This is a genomic window from Enterococcus sp. DJ147D b, assembly GCF_058216655.1.
The window spans coordinates 1611652-1626891 of record NZ_CM177104.1 but is presented as its reverse complement, the minus strand read 5'-3'; the positions used below and the strand labels follow the sequence as shown (position 1 = coordinate 1626891).

Annotated in this window: 13 protein-coding genes; all 13 read left to right on the top strand. The window is 38.8% G+C overall.

Annotated elements, in window-relative coordinates; all coding sequences use genetic code 11:
* The first annotated feature begins 109 nt into the window (after window positions 1-109).
* The 13 genes from purC to AC4BD1_RS07625 all read left to right on the top strand — a co-directional run bounded on the left by purC (window position 110) and on the right by AC4BD1_RS07625 (window position 14985).
* Entirely contained in the window at window positions 110-826 is a 717-nt protein-coding gene (gene purC, locus AC4BD1_RS07685; RefSeq protein ID WP_206909221.1) for a phosphoribosylaminoimidazolesuccinocarboxamide synthase, read from the top strand.
* 45 nt (window positions 827-871) lie between these two features.
* Window positions 872-1126 carry a phosphoribosylformylglycinamidine synthase subunit PurS gene (purS, locus tag AC4BD1_RS07680; RefSeq protein ID WP_490485425.1) on the top strand — a complete coding sequence of 85 codons (255 nt, stop codon included), beginning with the start codon at window positions 872-874 and terminating at the stop codon, window positions 1124-1126.
* A 1-nt stretch (window position 1127) separates the two neighbouring features.
* The gene (purQ, locus tag AC4BD1_RS07675; protein ID WP_490485424.1) at window positions 1128-1805 is read left to right on the top strand and encodes a phosphoribosylformylglycinamidine synthase subunit PurQ; all 678 of its coding nucleotides are present in this window, start codon (window positions 1128-1130) and stop codon (window positions 1803-1805) included.
* Complete coding sequence (gene purL, locus AC4BD1_RS07670) at window positions 1806-4028, top strand: phosphoribosylformylglycinamidine synthase subunit PurL (protein ID WP_206909224.1); 2223 nt, start codon at window positions 1806-1808, stop codon at window positions 4026-4028.
* Window positions 4013-5452: an amidophosphoribosyltransferase gene (gene purF / locus AC4BD1_RS07665; RefSeq protein ID WP_490485423.1), complete on the top strand. Its 1440-nt coding sequence runs from the start codon at window positions 4013-4015 to the stop codon at window positions 5450-5452. The genes purL and purF overlap by 16 nt, the downstream gene beginning before the upstream one ends.
* Window positions 5453-5474: 22 nt before the next feature.
* A complete protein-coding gene (gene purM / locus AC4BD1_RS07660) occupies window positions 5475-6518 on the top strand; it encodes a phosphoribosylformylglycinamidine cyclo-ligase (protein WP_490466207.1) in 1044 nt (347 codons plus the stop codon).
* A complete protein-coding gene (purN, locus tag AC4BD1_RS07655; RefSeq protein WP_206909227.1) occupies window positions 6515-7093 on the top strand; it encodes a phosphoribosylglycinamide formyltransferase in 579 nt (192 codons plus the stop codon). Before purM ends, purN begins: the two co-directional genes overlap by 4 nt.
* Window positions 7090-8625, top strand: coding sequence for a bifunctional phosphoribosylaminoimidazolecarboxamide formyltransferase/IMP cyclohydrolase (gene purH, locus AC4BD1_RS07650; protein WP_490485422.1), 1536 nt, complete (start codon window positions 7090-7092; stop codon window positions 8623-8625). Before purN ends, purH begins: the two co-directional genes overlap by 4 nt.
* A 24-nt stretch (window positions 8626-8649) precedes the next feature.
* Window positions 8650-9939, top strand: a complete 1290-nt coding sequence (purD, locus tag AC4BD1_RS07645; protein WP_490466205.1) for a phosphoribosylamine--glycine ligase — start codon at window positions 8650-8652, stop codon at window positions 9937-9939.
* Between the two features lie 78 nt (window positions 9940-10017).
* Window positions 10018-10932 (top strand): aldo/keto reductase, encoded by a 915-nt coding sequence (locus AC4BD1_RS07640; RefSeq protein WP_490466204.1) that lies wholly within the window; start codon window positions 10018-10020, stop codon window positions 10930-10932.
* Between the two features lie 276 nt (window positions 10933-11208).
* Window positions 11209-12186 carry a GMP reductase gene (guaC, locus tag AC4BD1_RS07635; RefSeq protein WP_490485421.1) on the top strand — a complete coding sequence of 326 codons (978 nt, stop codon included), beginning with the start codon at window positions 11209-11211 and terminating at the stop codon, window positions 12184-12186.
* A gap of 176 nt (window positions 12187-12362) precedes the next feature.
* On the top strand, window positions 12363-13499 hold the full coding sequence (wecB, locus tag AC4BD1_RS07630; protein ID WP_490466203.1) for a non-hydrolyzing UDP-N-acetylglucosamine 2-epimerase: 1137 nt from the start codon (window positions 12363-12365) through the stop codon (window positions 13497-13499).
* Between the two features lie 61 nt (window positions 13500-13560).
* On the top strand, window positions 13561-14985 hold the full coding sequence (locus AC4BD1_RS07625) for an aminotransferase-like domain-containing protein (protein ID WP_206909237.1): 1425 nt from the start codon (window positions 13561-13563) through the stop codon (window positions 14983-14985).
* Window positions 14986-15240: the final 255 nt, after the last annotated feature.

The window sequence follows — 15240 nt, the reverse complement described above, 5'->3', positions numbered from 1 at the left end:
TACAGTATTTTGTTGATTTACATAAAAAGTGTTGTTAAAATCAAAAGTGAAAAAACGAACAAAAATGACTGTTTGTTAATTAAATGTAAGGCTATGAGGAGAGAGACTTGTGAAAAAAGCGGGATTGCTATATGAAGGAAAAGCTAAAAAAATGTTTGCAACAACAGATGAACAAGTGATTTGGGTCGAATATCTTGACCAAGCAACAGCATTGAATGGGATTATGAAAGACAAAATTCAAGGAAAAGGCGAATTAAATAATCAGATCACTAGTCGAATTTTCCAATACTTAACAAGAAAAGGGATTGACAATCATTTTATTGATATTTTGTCAAAAACCGAACAATTAGTAAAAAAAGTTGAAGTAATTCCTTTAGAAGTGGTTGTTAGAAATTTTGCAGCAGGAAGCTTTTCTAAACGATTAGCGGTACCAGAAGGAACTATCTTACCTGAACCAATCATTGAATTTTATTACAAAGATGATTCGTTAGATGATCCGTTTATCAATGAAGCGCATATTGCCTTCCTACAGCTTGCAACACCAGCTGAAATTCAAGAGATCAAATCAATGGCATTACAAGTCAACGATGCTTTACAGGAATTATTTACAGGAATTCACTTGCAATTGATTGATTTTAAACTTGAGTTTGGTCGGTTAGCAGATGGACAAATCTTACTTGCTGATGAGATTTCTCCTGATACTTGTCGTTTATGGGATACCGAATCTCGTGAACACATGGATAAAGATGTGTATCGTCGAAAAATTGGCAATCTGGTTCCAGTTTATCAAGAAGTGTTAAGTCGTTTGAACAATTATTCATTCTAGTAACTATTGCTCGTAAAAAAACTTACTTTTAAAGGAGAAAATCAAATGTATTTTGTAAAAGTTTATGTGACGTATAAAGATTCTGTATTAGATCCACAAGGAGAAGCTGTAAAACATGCAGTGCATCGTATGGGCTATGAAGAAATCGAAGAAATTCGTATAGGGAAATACTTTGAAATTCAAGTTGCACCATCGCAGACACCTGTTGAAGACACGATTGAACAAATTTGTGACAAATTATTAGCAAATGTCAATATGGAAACATATCGTTACGAAATTGAGGAAATGGAGGAAGTTTAGCATGAAGTTTGCAGTGATTGTTTTTCCCGGATCAAACTGTGATGCAGATATGCTGTGGGCTGTGCAAGAAATTATGGGTGCGGAAGCAGCGTATGTTCGTTACGACGAAGACTCCCTTTCAGGATTTGATGGCGTGCTACTCCCTGGTGGTTTTTCTTACGGTGATTATCTTCGTTGTGGCGCAATTGCTCGCTTCTCGACGATTATGAAGGAAGTGATTCGCTTTGCTGAAGAGGGCAAACCAGTATTTGGAACATGTAATGGGTTTCAAATTTTAACTGAAGCTGGGTTACTCCCTGGTGTTTTACGTAGAAATGAATCTTTACAATTTATTTGTAAGACAGTTCCATTAAGAGTTGTGAATAATCAAACTGCGTTTACCTCCGAATATCATGAGGATGAAGTGATTCAGTTGCCAGTCGCTCATGGTGAAGGAAATTATTTTTGTGATGAAGAAACATTGCGTGAGCTAAAGGAAAATCATCAAATTGTTTTTACGTATGAAGAAGAAAATATCAATGGCAGTGTGGAACGTATCGCAGGAATTACGAATCAAGCTGGAAATGTTCTGGGAATGATGCCCCATCCTGAACGTGCGATGGAACAGTTGTTAGGTTCAGAAGACGGAAAACGTTTCTTTCAATCAATGATCAAAAATTTCGGGAAGGTGACTGTTTAGATGAAAACAATGATGGAGCCAACAGCACAAGAAATCAAAGAGCAGAAAATCTACAGTGAATGGGGTTTATCTGATGAAGAATACCGCATGATTGAAGAAGATATCTTGGGTAGAATGCCTAATTATACTGAAACAGGTCTGTTTTCTGTTATGTGGAGTGAACATTGTTCTTATAAGAATTCTAAACCTGTTCTACGAAAATTCCCAATTACTGGTCCAAAAGTTTTGCAGGGGCCTGGTGAGGGAGCGGGGATTGTGGACATCGGTGATGGGCAAGCAGTTGTTTTTAAAGCAGAAAGTCATAATCATCCTTCTGCTGTCGAACCGTATGAAGGCGCAGCGACTGGAGTTGGCGGGATTATTCGTGATATTTTCAGTATGGGTGCACGACCAATTGCATTGCTGGATTCTTTACGCTTTGGTGAGTTGAATAATTCTCGCACAAAATATTTACTTGATGAAGTAGTTGCTGGAATTGGGGGGTATGGTAATTGTATTGGTATCCCAACAGTTGGCGGCGAGATTGCTTTTGATGCTTGTTATGAAGGAAACCCTTTAGTAAATGCGATGTGTGTTGGATTGATCGACCATAAAGATATTCAAAAGGGTCAGGCATCGGGTGTCGGTAATTCCATTATGTATGTTGGAGCTAAAACGGGACGTGACGGTATACATGGTGCAACGTTTGCTTCGGAGGAATTTAGTCAAGAAGAAGAACAACAACGTTCTGCTGTTCAAGTTGGCGATCCTTTCATGGAAAAATTGTTGTTAGAAGCCTGCCTTGAGTTGATCTTGAATCATGCAGAAATTTTAGTAGGTATTCAAGACATGGGGGCTGCGGGATTGGTGTCATCGAGTTCAGAAATGGCTTCTAAAGCAGGATCAGGTCTGATTTTAACACTAGATGATGTGCCTCAACGAGAAACAGGTATGTCTCCTTATGAAATGATGTTATCTGAATCTCAAGAACGCATGTTAATTTGTGTCAAAGCTGGTGCAGAGGAAGAAGTAAAAGCGTTATTCAAAAAATATGATTTGGATGCTGTAACAATTGGTAAGGTAACGGATGATGGCCAATATCGTTTATATCATCATGGAAATGAAGTGGCTAACCTGCCGGTTGATGCTTTGGCAGAAGATGCACCAGTTTACGATAAGCCAAGAAAAGAACCAGCGAGAATGGCAGAGTTTCGAGAAATGCCCGCATATCTACCTGTTATTGGAGAACCAAATGAAACATTTTTAGCGTTACTAGCTCAACCAACGATTGCTTCAAAGAAATCCATTTACGAAACATACGACTCTCAAGTTCAAACAAATACTGTTGTTCGTCCAGGAAGTGATGCAGCTGTTTTACGAATCCGCGGAACGAAAAAATCTTTGGCAATGACAACTGATTGTAATGCAAGATACCTTTATTTAAATCCAGAAATCGGTGGACAGATTGCAGTTGCTGAAGCAGCGCGAAATATTGTTGCCAGCGGTGGAAAACCTTTAGCAATTACCGACTGCTTGAATTATGGTTCTCCAGATAAACCTGAAGTTTTTTGGGAACTTTGGCATTCAGCAGATGGAATAGCAGAAGCTTGTCGTACCTTTGAAACACCAGTGATTTCTGGAAATGTATCACTTTACAATGAAACAGATGGCAAGGCAATCTATCCAACTCCGATGATTGGTATGGTAGGTTTGATTGAATCCCATGAACAAATTACTACACAGGAATTTAAGCAAGCGGGTGATCGGATATATGTCATTGGTCAAACAGGCAATGACTTTAATGGAAGTGAGCTTCAAAAGCTTTTGACAGGAACAATTCAAGGTCAGCTAACTAATTTTGATTTGGCAGTTGAAAAGAAAAATCAAGACTTAATGCTAGCTGCTATTCGACAAGGTTTGGTAGCAAGCTCTCATGATTGCTCTGAAGGTGGCTTGGCGGTTGCCATTGCAGAGGCTGCTTTTACAAATGAGTTAGGTGTCAACATTCAGACTGAGTTAACTGTTGCAGAACTTTTCTCGGAGACACAATCACGATTTGTGGTCTCAATCAACCCAGAAAAGCAGGTGGCTTTTGAACAACTGGTAGGAGAACATGCCTATTATCTTGGTGAAGTAACAGCTGATTCTCAGTTGAGAATGCAAGCAGTTGATGGCGAAATCAATCTAACAACTCAAAGGGCTAAAGCAAGCTGGGAGGAAGCTATTCCATGTCTTATGAAATAAAAAGTTTAAATGAAGAGTGTGGAATTTTTGGTGTCTGGGGGCATCAGGATGCAGCAAGTGTTACTTACTTTGGCTTGCATAGCCTGCAACATCGTGGTCAAGAAGGCGCGGGGATTGTTTCAAATGACGAGGGTAAACTAAACGGGCATCGTGATCTTGGGTTATTATCAGAAGTATTCAAAGATCAACGAAAATTGACTCAATTAACAGGAAATGCAGCAATTGGTCATGTGCGTTACGCGACTGCAGGAAATGGAAGTGTCGATAATATTCAGCCGTTCTTATTCAAATTTTATGATGTTTCGGTTGGTTTAGCACACAATGGTAATTTAACCAATGCTCGTTCTTTACGAAGAGAATTAGAGCAAGATGGCGCAATTTTTCATTCAAATTCGGATACAGAAATTTTAATGCATTTGATACGCCGAAGCGACGAGGAAACATTTTTAGCAAAATTAAAAACATCTTTGAACAAAGTAAAAGGTGGTTTTGCTTACTTACTAATGACAGAAGACGCGATGATTGCGGCACTTGATCCGAACGGGTTCCGTCCGCTAGCGATTGGCCAGATGAAAAATGGTGCTTATGTTGTTACTTCTGAAACCTGTGCTTTAGAAGTAGTGGGTGCAGAATTTATTCGTGATGTACACCCCGGAGAAGTAGTGATAATCAGCGATGAAGGGTTGAAAATCGAAACGTACACACAAGATACACAGCTAGCAATTTGCTCAATGGAGTATATCTACTTTGCACGACCAGACTCGAACATCAATGGGGTCAATGTCCATACTGCTCGAAAAAACATGGGGAAAAATTTAGCTAAAGAGGCGCCTATTGAAGCAGATATGGTGGTAGGAGTTCCTAATTCTTCTTTGTCAGCTGCTAGTGGGTATGCTGAAGCTAGTGGGATTCCTTATGAAATTGGTTTGGTAAAGAATCAATATATTGCGCGGACATTCATTCAACCCACACCAGAGTTACGTGAACAAGGGGTGCGTATGAAGTTATCAGCTGTTCGTGGAGTAGTGGAAGGTAAAAAAATTGTGATGGTAGATGACTCCATCGTCCGAGGTACGACAAGTCGGCGAATCGTCCGATTATTAAAAGAAGCTGGTGCCAAAGAAGTACATGTACGGATCGCATCGCCACCCCTAAAATATCCTTGTTTTTACGGAATTGATATTCAAACGAGAAAAGAACTGATTGCTGCTAATCATAGTATCGAAGAAATTCGACAATGTATTGGGGCAGACTCTTTAGAATTCCTTAGTGAGGAAGGTCTGATTACTGCCATTGGATTACAAGAAGAGGCGCCTTATTCAGGACTATGTATGGCTTATTTTAATGGTGACTATCCAACTCCTTTATATGATTATGAGGAGAAATACCAAGCATCTCTAAAAGAAAAAGTTTCGTTTTTCTAATAATAAAGGAGTGAATCATCGCATGAAAAATGCATATGCAAAAGCTGGCGTGGATGTGGAAGCTGGTTATGAAGTTGTTGAACGAATCAAAAAACATGTAAATAAAACGGAACGTCTTGGTGTAATGGGTGCACTAGGAGGTTTTGGTGGTTGTTTTGATCTTTCTTTGCTTGATGTGAAAGAACCTGTTTTAGTTTCGGGAACGGATGGCGTTGGGACAAAATTAGCAGTAGCAATTGAAGCAAATCAACATGATACGATTGGGATTGATTGTGTTGCAATGTGTGTGAACGATATTTTAGCCCAAGGTGCAGAGCCTCTTTATTTCTTAGATTACTTAGCTACAGGAAAGAATGAACCGGAAAAATTGGAACAAGTAGTTGCAGGCGTAGCAAATGGGTGCGTTCAAGCAAATATGGCGCTAATTGGTGGAGAAACTGCTGAAATGCCAGGGATGTATCAAGGTGAGGACTATGACTTAGCCGGATTTGCCGTTGGAATTGCCGAAAAGTCACAACTGATTACTGGAGAGTCGATTGAACCAGGTGATATTTTATTAGGACTACCTTCAAGTGGGATTCATTCAAATGGGTATTCACTAGTAAGAAAAATTTTCTTTGAAGAACATCAACTGACAACGGATAGTATTTTGCCAGAATTAAATGAAACATTAGCTGATAGTCTATTAGTTCCAACGAGAATTTATGTTGCAAGTCTTTTACCATTGATCAAAAAAAATCAATTGAAAGGCTGTGCACATATCACCGGTGGTGGTTTTGTAGAGAACATTCCTCGTATGCTACCAGCTGGGGTCAGTGCTAATATCCAATTAGGAAGCTGGCCGATTTTACCAATTTTTGATTGTCTACAAAGCTATGGGAAGCTCTCTTTGGCAGAAATGTATGAAATTTTTAATATGGGTATTGGAATGGTCGTTGCTGTTTCACCAGAACAAGTAGCTGAAGTCACGGCTAATTTTGCAGAGCAAGGAGATGCCGTTTACCAAATCGGTGAAATCGTAGCAGAAGACACACAGAAAATTATTTTTACTGGAGAAATGGCATGAGACTAGCCATTTTTGCTTCGGGTAATGGAAGTAACTTCCAAGCTTTGGTAACGAATTTAAGAGAAAAAAAGCTAGCTGTCACAGTTGACTGGCTATTCTGTGACCAGCCAGACGCATACGTGCTACAAAGAGCAGAAACGTTGAAAGTGCCTGCTAGCCAATTTTCACCAAAAGATTTTGCAAATAAAGTAGCGTACGAACAGGAGATACTCCGACAGTTGCATGAACGGAAAATTGATTTGGTTATTTTGGCAGGCTACATGCGAATTGTAGGACCCACTTTGCTCACCGCATTTGAAAATAAAATAGTGAACATCCATCCATCGTTATTGCCGGATTTTCCGGGATTGCACGGAATTCGTGATGCATATGAAGCAGGAGTAGCAACTACAGGTGTGACTGTTCATTTGATTGATGCAGGTGTCGATACAGGACCAATCATTCGTCAAGAAAAAGTCGAGATTGAACCAACAGATACATTGGAAATCCTTGAACAAAAAATACATGCAGTTGAGCATCGAATTTATCCAGAAATCGTCGAAGAAATGATCAAAAATGGAGGCTATTTAAAATGACAAGAGCGTTGATTAGTGTATCAGACAAAACAGGAATCGTTGACTTTGCTAAAGGTTTGATTGCTAATAATATCGAAATTATTTCAACAGGTGGAACAAAAAAAGCATTGGATCAAGCAGGTATTAAAACGATTTCTATTGATGAGGTCACTGGCTTTCCAGAAATGATGGATGGCAGAGTGAAAACTTTGCATCCGAAGATTCACGGAGGACTTTTAGGGCGTCGAAATGTCGTTGAACATATGGAAGATATGAAACGCGGTGAGATTTTACCAATCGATTTTGTTTGTGTGAATCTTTATCCATTTAAGGAAACCATTTTAAAACCAGAAGTAACGGAGCAAGAGGCAATTGAAAATATTGATATTGGTGGTCCAAGTATGTTGCGAAGTGGTGCTAAAAATCATGAATTTGTCACAGTGATCGTTGATCCGTCAGATTATTCATTCGTTCTCCAAGAGTTAGAAGCCCATGGAGAAACACAGTTAGCAACTCGGAAACGTCTAGCTGCAAAAGTCTTTCGTCATACGGCTGCTTATGATGCGTTAATTGCTCAATATTTGACAGAGATGGCGGACGAAAAAGAACCAGAAAAATTAACGTTGACTTATGAGCGAAAACAAGATTTACGTTACGGCGAAAATAGCCATCAGGAAGCAGCTTTTTATCAATCTGCTTTGCCGGCAGACTATTCGATTGCTGCGGCAAAACAACTACATGGAAAAGAACTTTCATTCAACAATATTCGTGATGCAGATGCAGCGCTAAGAATTGCCCGTGAGTATGAGGAGCCAACAGTCGTTGCGTTGAAACATATGAATCCATGTGGTATTGGAACGGCACCAACGATTTTTGAAGCTTGGAATTATGCGTTTGAAGCAGATCCAGTTTCAATTTTTGGTGGAATTATCGTTTTGAATCGTGAAGTAGATGTGGCTACTGCTGAAAAAATGCATGAACTATTTTTAGAAATCATTATTGCTCCAGGATTCACTGAAGCTGCATTAGAAGTTTTGAAGAAAAAGAAAAATCTGCGTATTTTAACGATCAGTTTTGAACAAAAAACAGCTAGCATATCGGATGAAACAGTATCTGTTTTAGGTGGGTTATTAGTTCAAAGTCAAGATCTTGCAATGGAACACGAAGAAGACTGGACTGTAGTAACAGAACAGCAACCAACTGCAGAACAAAAAGCGGCGTTAGCATTTGCTTGGAAAGCCGTGAAGCATGTTAAATCTAATGCTATTGTTGTTGCGAATGAACACCAAACTGTCGGTGTAGGGGCTGGGCAAATGAATCGTGTGGGATCCGTCAAGATAGCGATTGAACAAGCTGGCGAAAAATTAAAAGGTGCAGTACTGGCAAGTGACGCGTTTTTCCCAATGGATGATTCAGTTGAATACGCTGCTACGCATGGAATCAAGGCAATCATTCAGCCGGGTGGCAGTATCAAAGACCAAGCTTCCATTGATATGGCTAATCGTCATGGTATTGCGATGGTCTTTACGAATGTACGTCATTTTAGACATTAATCTTCAGTGGAAAAGGAGTAACGCATGAAAATTTTGATTATTGGTGCAGGCGGTCGTGAACATGCAATTGGGAAAAAACTGGTGGACAGTCCGTTAGTTGAAACAGTTTACTGCGCACCGGGGAACCCTGGAATGAAAAAAGATGATATTCAACCAGTCGCAATTGCAGAAACAGATCATGATGCGCTCATCTCATTTGCAAAAGAGCAGTGTGTTTCTTGGACATTCGTTGGACCAGAAGTTCCTTTGTTAAATGGAATTGTCGATGATTTTATAGCAGCAGATTTGAAAATTTTTGGACCAACAAAGCGCGCAGCGTTGATTGAGGGATCCAAAAGTTTTGCTAAACAATTGATGAAAGAGTGTCAGATTCCGACAGCTGAATCGCAAACATTTAATGATTATGAAATGGCTATAGCTTATATCAACGAAAAAGGTGCACCAATCGTTGTGAAAGCAGATGGGTTAGCTGCTGGTAAAGGTGTTGTTGTTGCAATGACCATTGAAGAAGCAATACAAGCTGCTAAAGATATGCTAAAGAGTCATCGATTTGGTGAAAGTGGAAATCAAATTGTAGTTGAAGAGTTTTTGGCTGGCGAAGAATTTTCGCTTTTAGCGTTTGTTCGTGGTACAGAAGTTTATCCCATGGTAATTTCGCAAGACCATAAACGGGCATACGACTTGGATAAGGGACCGAATACCGGGGGAATGGGTGCGTACTCACCAGTTCCACAAATTTCACAAAAGATGGTTGATGAAGCTATTGAAACGATTTTGAAACCAGCGGCGCAAGGGATGGTTGAACAAGACCGTTCCTTCACGGGGATCTTGTATGCTGGGTTGATTGCAACTGTTGACGGCCCAAAAGTGATTGAATTCAATGCTCGATTTGGTGACCCAGAAACACAAGTTGTTTTACCAAGATTGGTGAATGATTTTGCACAAGTGATAGATGATTTACTAGAAAATCGCTCAATCGAATTAGAATGGTCACAAGATGAGTTTCATGTGGGTGTTGTTGTCGCTGCTGAAGGTTACCCAGCAATGTATGAAACAGAGATGAGTTTGCCAGATTTTTCTGATGAATCACATGTTCAGGTGTATTATGCAGGTGTGGCAGAAAAAGAAGGATGTTTAGTTGGAAATGGTGGACGGATCTATTTAGTTGAAGCCAAAGCGAAAACGTTAGAGCAAGCACAAAAAATGATTTATGAAGTTCTTGAAAGAAAAGACACGACTGAAACGTTCTATCGTCATGATATTGGAAACAAGGCGTTGGAAGTAGTCGAAGGAAAATCATTGACTAAAAGATAAAAATATTTTTGATTTGATAAAGCCTTTTCATAAAAGTTGTGCTACACTTTTATTGTGTAAAGAAGGAGGAGTTTTTTAATGAAACAGGTTCAATTTGGAACAGTAAATCACGCAGTTTCCGCAGTCATTCTTGGCTGTATGCGCATCAATAGTGCGAAAGATCCAGTTAAGGCAATCGAAACTGCTTATGACAATGGAATCAATTTCTTTGATCATGCAGATATCTATGGAAATGGTGAGTGCGAATCAATTTTTGCAGATGCTTTGGCAAAGACCTCTTTAAAGCGTGAAGATTTATTTATTCAAACAAAATGTGGAATCGTTCCAGGAGTGATGTTTGATTTTTCAAAAGAACACATCATCGCATCTGTTGAAGGCAGCTTGCAACGTTTAAAGATGGATTATGTAGATGCTTTATTGCTACATCGACCAGATACATTAGTCGAACCTGACGAGGTTGCTGCAGCTTTTGACGAATTAGAAAAAGCTGGGAAAGTCCGCTATTTTGGTGTAAGCAATCAAAAACCGATGCAAATTGAACTATTGAAAAAATCAGTACGTCAACCTTTAGTGGCTAACCAATTGCAGTTTGGCTTAAAGCATTCAGAAATGGTTGATCAAGGAATTCATGTAAACATGACAGACCCTGCAAGTATCGATCATGATGGCAGTGTGCTAGATTATTCACGAGTGCATGACATGACAATTCAGGCATGGTCTCCTTATCAATATGGATTCTTTGAAGGTGTCTTTATCGGCAATGAAAAATTCCCAGAATTAAATCAAAAACTGAGCGAAATGGCTGAAAAATATAACACGACGCCAACTGGTTTAGCTTCAGCCTGGATCTTACGTCATCCAGCAAATATGCAAGTGATTGCTGGTACCATGAATGTTAGCCGTATTGAAGAAATTGCAAAAGCTTCTGATGTTGTGTTGACAAGAGAAGATTGGTACGATTTGTACATGGCTGCAGGAAATATTTTGCCATAGAATTTGGCGAACGGTATCAGTTATTCGATAGGAAACAAAAAAAGGGATTGCTACAAAAGTAGCAATCCCTTTTTTTGCTTTTTTCCGAACATTGCTCTTTTTAACGGACTCGTTTATTGAAAAAAGACTAAAAAAACGAATTATTCGTAAAATGTTCATGGTTTTGGCTTGATTTTTTTATTTAGTTGAGTTAAATTACATAGGGCGCTGAAAAAAGCCCGAATAAAACGAAGAATGTTCGTGTTTTACTGAACTGAACATTAGGAGGACAATTTGATGAAAGTATTTGACTACGAAGATATCCAACTAATTCCGAATAAATGTATCGTAAATAGCCGATCAGAGTGTGACACAACAGTGACTTTAGGTAAGCACTCATTTAAAATGCCAGTAGTACCTGCGAACATGCAAACAATTATCGATGAATCAATCGCAGAATTTTTAGCAAAAAATGGTTATTTTTATATTATGCATCGTTTCGATGAAGAAGCACGTATCCCGTTTATTAAAAAGATGAAACAAGAAGGATATATCTCATCAATCAGCGTAGGCGTAAAAGAAAACGAATATGCTTTCGTTGAAGAATTAGCACGAAAAAATCTAGTACCAGATTACATCACAATTGATATTGCTCACGGGCATTCCAATTCAGTAATTAACATGATTCAACATATAAAAAAACATCTTCCCGAAACATTTGTGATTGCAGGAAATGTGGGAACACCTGAAGCTGTTCGTGAATTAGAAAATGCTGGGGCTGATGCAACCAAAGTTGGCATCGGACCAGGAAAAGTTTGTATCACGAAAATCAAAACAGGTTTCGGAACAGGTGGCTGGCAGTTAGCCGCATTAAGATGGTGTGCAAAAGCTGCTCGTAAACCAATTATCGCAGATGGAGGGATTCGGACACACGGCGATGTGGCAAAATCAGTTCGTTTTGGTGCAACGATGGTCATGATTGGTTCATTATTTGCTGGACATGAAGAATCACCAGGCGAAACGAAAGTCGAAAACGGAGTTGTTTATAAAGAATATTTTGGCTCCGCTTCGGAATTCCAAAAAGGTGAAAAGAAAAATGTTGAAGGAAAGAAAATCTGGATTCAACATAAAGGTTCACTAAAAGATACATTAGTTGAAATGCAACAGGATTTACAATCTTCAATTTCTTATGCAGGCGGTCGTGACTTAGAAGCGATTCGTAAAGTCGATTATGTAATTGTGAAGAATTCTATTTTTAATGGAGATACAATTTAAAGTAGCAAAGTGTTTTTAATCTCAAATAATAGTAGGAAGAGTGTCAGATGAATCTTTGTCTGGCGCTCTTTTTTATTGGTTAGAAAAGAGGCTACGAAAAAATTCGTTATTTTTATTTCTTTTTTGTCAAAAATTCAGCTACAATAGAAGATGGAATGAAAAGGAGACTTGAAATTATGAAAAAAATAAAAGTATTATCTGTTTTTGGTACTAGACCAGAAGCAATTAAAATGGCACCTTTAGTTAAAGCTCTTGCAAAAGATGAACGCTTTATAGGAAAAGTTGCTGTTACGGCACAACATCGTGAAATGCTTGATCAGGTGTTAGAAGTATTTGAAATTGATCCTGATTATGATTTGAATTTGATGAAAGGTGGACAAACATTAGCTGGGATTACTTCGAGAATTCTTGATGACTTAACACCTGTTTTATTGGAAGAACAACCTGACATTGTCTTGGTGCATGGAGATACTACAACGACTTATGCGAGTGCAACCGCAGCTTTCTATCAACAAATCAAAGTCGGTCACGTGGAAGCAGGTTTGCGAACTTGGAATAAGTGGTCACCATTTCCTGAAGAGATGAATCGTCAATTGACAGATGTCTTAAGTGATATTTATTTTGCACCAACAAGTCAAAGTAAAGAAAACTTAGAAAAAGAAAATCATCCAACAGACGCTATTTTTGTAACTGGGAATACTGCAATTGATGCAATGAAATACACGGTTGATGAAGAGTATCAGAACGAACATCTATCGGTATCCAAAGAGGACAAACAAGTCTTAGTGACGATGCACCGCCGCGAAAATATTGGACAACCAATGCGTCAAGTGTTCCAAGCGATTGCCCGCGTTGCCAATGAACATCCAGAAGTGAAGTTTATTTTTCCAATGCATCGTAATCCGAAAGTACGTGAAGAAGCAATGGATATTCTAGGGGCTTTGGGTAATGTATCATTGATTGAGCCTTTAGATGTTGTCGATTTTCATAATTTCGCAGCTCGAAGTTATTTGATTTTGACGGATTCTGGTGGTGTCCAAGAAGAAGCGCCGTCACTTGGAGTACCGGTACTTGTCTTGCGTGATACAACAGAACGTCCAGAAGGTGTTAAGGCGGGGACTTTGAAAATGGTTGGAACAGATGAAACAACTGTTTACGAAGAAACAACTCGTTTACTTGAAAACAAAGAAGCCCATCAAGAAATGGCACATGCTTCAAATCCGTATGGTGATGGTCAAGCCAGCCAACGTATTTTAGACGCAATGGCGTATTACTTTAATACAGAAGAAAACCGACCAACTGATTTTGAATAAAGTTTATTTTTTCGTAAATTTATCTATTTTTTTTAAGATAAAAAGTAAGTGAGGAAATCTCATGTGGCAAAAAATTGATAAGGCACAAGGACCTGCATATCGACAAATGATGGATCAAATCATGCAGAAAATCGAGCAAGGAGAATTAAATCCAGGGGAGCGACTAGCCTCGGAACGGAAGTTAGCAGAGGCTTTTGGGGTGAATCGTTCCACCGTAGTTCACGCGTTGGAAGAGTTACGCGCGCTTGGAATCCTAACAAGCAAACAAGGCAGTGGTCGCTATGTCAATCAAATGGAATGGGGCAAGTTTTCTATTCCAAGAATTGATTGGCGTCAATTGATTGCTCATCGATATGAGCAATCAATCAATCATTATGAAGAAAAAATCAATCGTGGTAAGAGACAAACGAGTACATTTCTTGATTTATATTCGAGTGAAATGCCGAATGAGCTATTACCTGATTTTCAATTTCCTGCTTATTCATTAGAAGATATCTTAATGGAAGAAAAAAGGATGAATCGCTATGGCTACTTGCCTTTGAAAGAAAAAATCACGGGATACTTAAAAGAAGAACTTCAGTTGAACTTTTCTGCGGACCAGCTTTTAGTCACTGGTGGTGGTCAGCAAGCTATTTTTTTGATTTTGCAAACCATTTTGTCATCAGGAGATGCAATCGCGGTTGAATCCCCTTCTTTTTTCTATCGTCTTCCTTTGTTTAAAGCAGCGGGAATTCGCCTTTTTGGAGTGACGATGGATGAGGAAGGGATTGAGTTAAAACAGCTAGAATCATCGATTTTAAAAAATCAGGTGAAAGCCGTCTTAGTCAATCCTAATTTTCAGAATCCAACAGGAAAAGTCATGAGCCAAAAAAGACGTGAGGCGCTTGTGCAATTGTGTCGTCGCTACCAATTACCAATCATTGAAGATGATGTTTTTACGGACTTTTCTTTTTCAGAGATGAATGAGACCCAACCGCTTCGCTTGCTTGATCCAGATAATGTCTTATATATTGGTTCCTTGTCACGTGTTTTAGGTCGAACGACGAAAATCGGTTGGGTATTAGGTCCAGAAACATTAATAGCTCGATTGGCCAATGCTCAAGAAATGATGGAATTTTCGTTAAGTATTGTTTCGCAAATGTTCGCAACAAGTGTGTTTGATGAAGCGTTTCTTTCAAAAATGTCGTTGGTGCGAAAACAGCTAGCTAAGCGAAGTCGACAATTAATTGATTGGTCGAAGCAACAATCTTTTTTTAAATTGCATCCAATCAGAGGTGGCTACTATGCTTGGTTGACTTGGGAAGGCAAGCAATTATCAACGGAAATAGCAGATGAATTAATTGCGCGAGGATTGGGAATTGCTCCGGCACAACTATTTGGAGAAGAAGTAAATGGGCTACGTTTGAATTTTAGTCGGTTATCCGAAGAAGAATTACCCAAATTTAGTGAATTGATGAACCAAGCAGCGGAGATGTTAAAAAAATAAAGAAAATTGTAACAGCATAGAAATTTTTCTATGCTGTTTTTTTGTTGATGAAATTTTTTACAGAAGCAAGGTATAACAGCTTCATTAGTTGTTTGTAAAATCATGCACGAGTCTAGAAATTTTCAAGAATAAACTTATATAAAAGTTGTAACAATAAGGTTTATAAATAGAAACAGCTCGATGTTTTGCTATTAAAATACGGAGGATTTTTTTAGGTAAAATGTAAACCGCTTTCTTGTTTGTGATTCAATTCAC

Coding starts and splice junctions, on each gene's coding strand:
- purS (WP_490485425.1), top strand. CDS start 872: ATGTATTTTGTAAAAGTTTATGTGACGTATAAAGATTCTGTATTAGAT.
- purQ (WP_490485424.1), top strand. CDS start 1,128: ATGAAGTTTGCAGTGATTGTTTTTCCCGGATCAAACTGTGATGCAGAT.
- purL (WP_206909224.1), top strand. CDS start 1,806: ATGAAAACAATGATGGAGCCAACAGCACAAGAAATCAAAGAGCAGAAA.
- purF (WP_490485423.1), top strand. CDS start 4,013: ATGTCTTATGAAATAAAAAGTTTAAATGAAGAGTGTGGAATTTTTGGT.
- purM (WP_490466207.1), top strand. CDS start 5,475: ATGAAAAATGCATATGCAAAAGCTGGCGTGGATGTGGAAGCTGGTTAT.
- purN (WP_206909227.1), top strand. CDS start 6,515: ATGAGACTAGCCATTTTTGCTTCGGGTAATGGAAGTAACTTCCAAGCT.
- purH (WP_490485422.1), top strand. CDS start 7,090: ATGACAAGAGCGTTGATTAGTGTATCAGACAAAACAGGAATCGTTGAC.
- purD (WP_490466205.1), top strand. CDS start 8,650: ATGAAAATTTTGATTATTGGTGCAGGCGGTCGTGAACATGCAATTGGG.
- AC4BD1_RS07640 (WP_490466204.1), top strand. CDS start 10,018: ATGAAACAGGTTCAATTTGGAACAGTAAATCACGCAGTTTCCGCAGTC.
- guaC (WP_490485421.1), top strand. CDS start 11,209: ATGAAAGTATTTGACTACGAAGATATCCAACTAATTCCGAATAAATGT.
- wecB (WP_490466203.1), top strand. CDS start 12,363: ATGAAAAAAATAAAAGTATTATCTGTTTTTGGTACTAGACCAGAAGCA.
- AC4BD1_RS07625 (WP_206909237.1), top strand. CDS start 13,561: ATGTGGCAAAAAATTGATAAGGCACAAGGACCTGCATATCGACAAATG.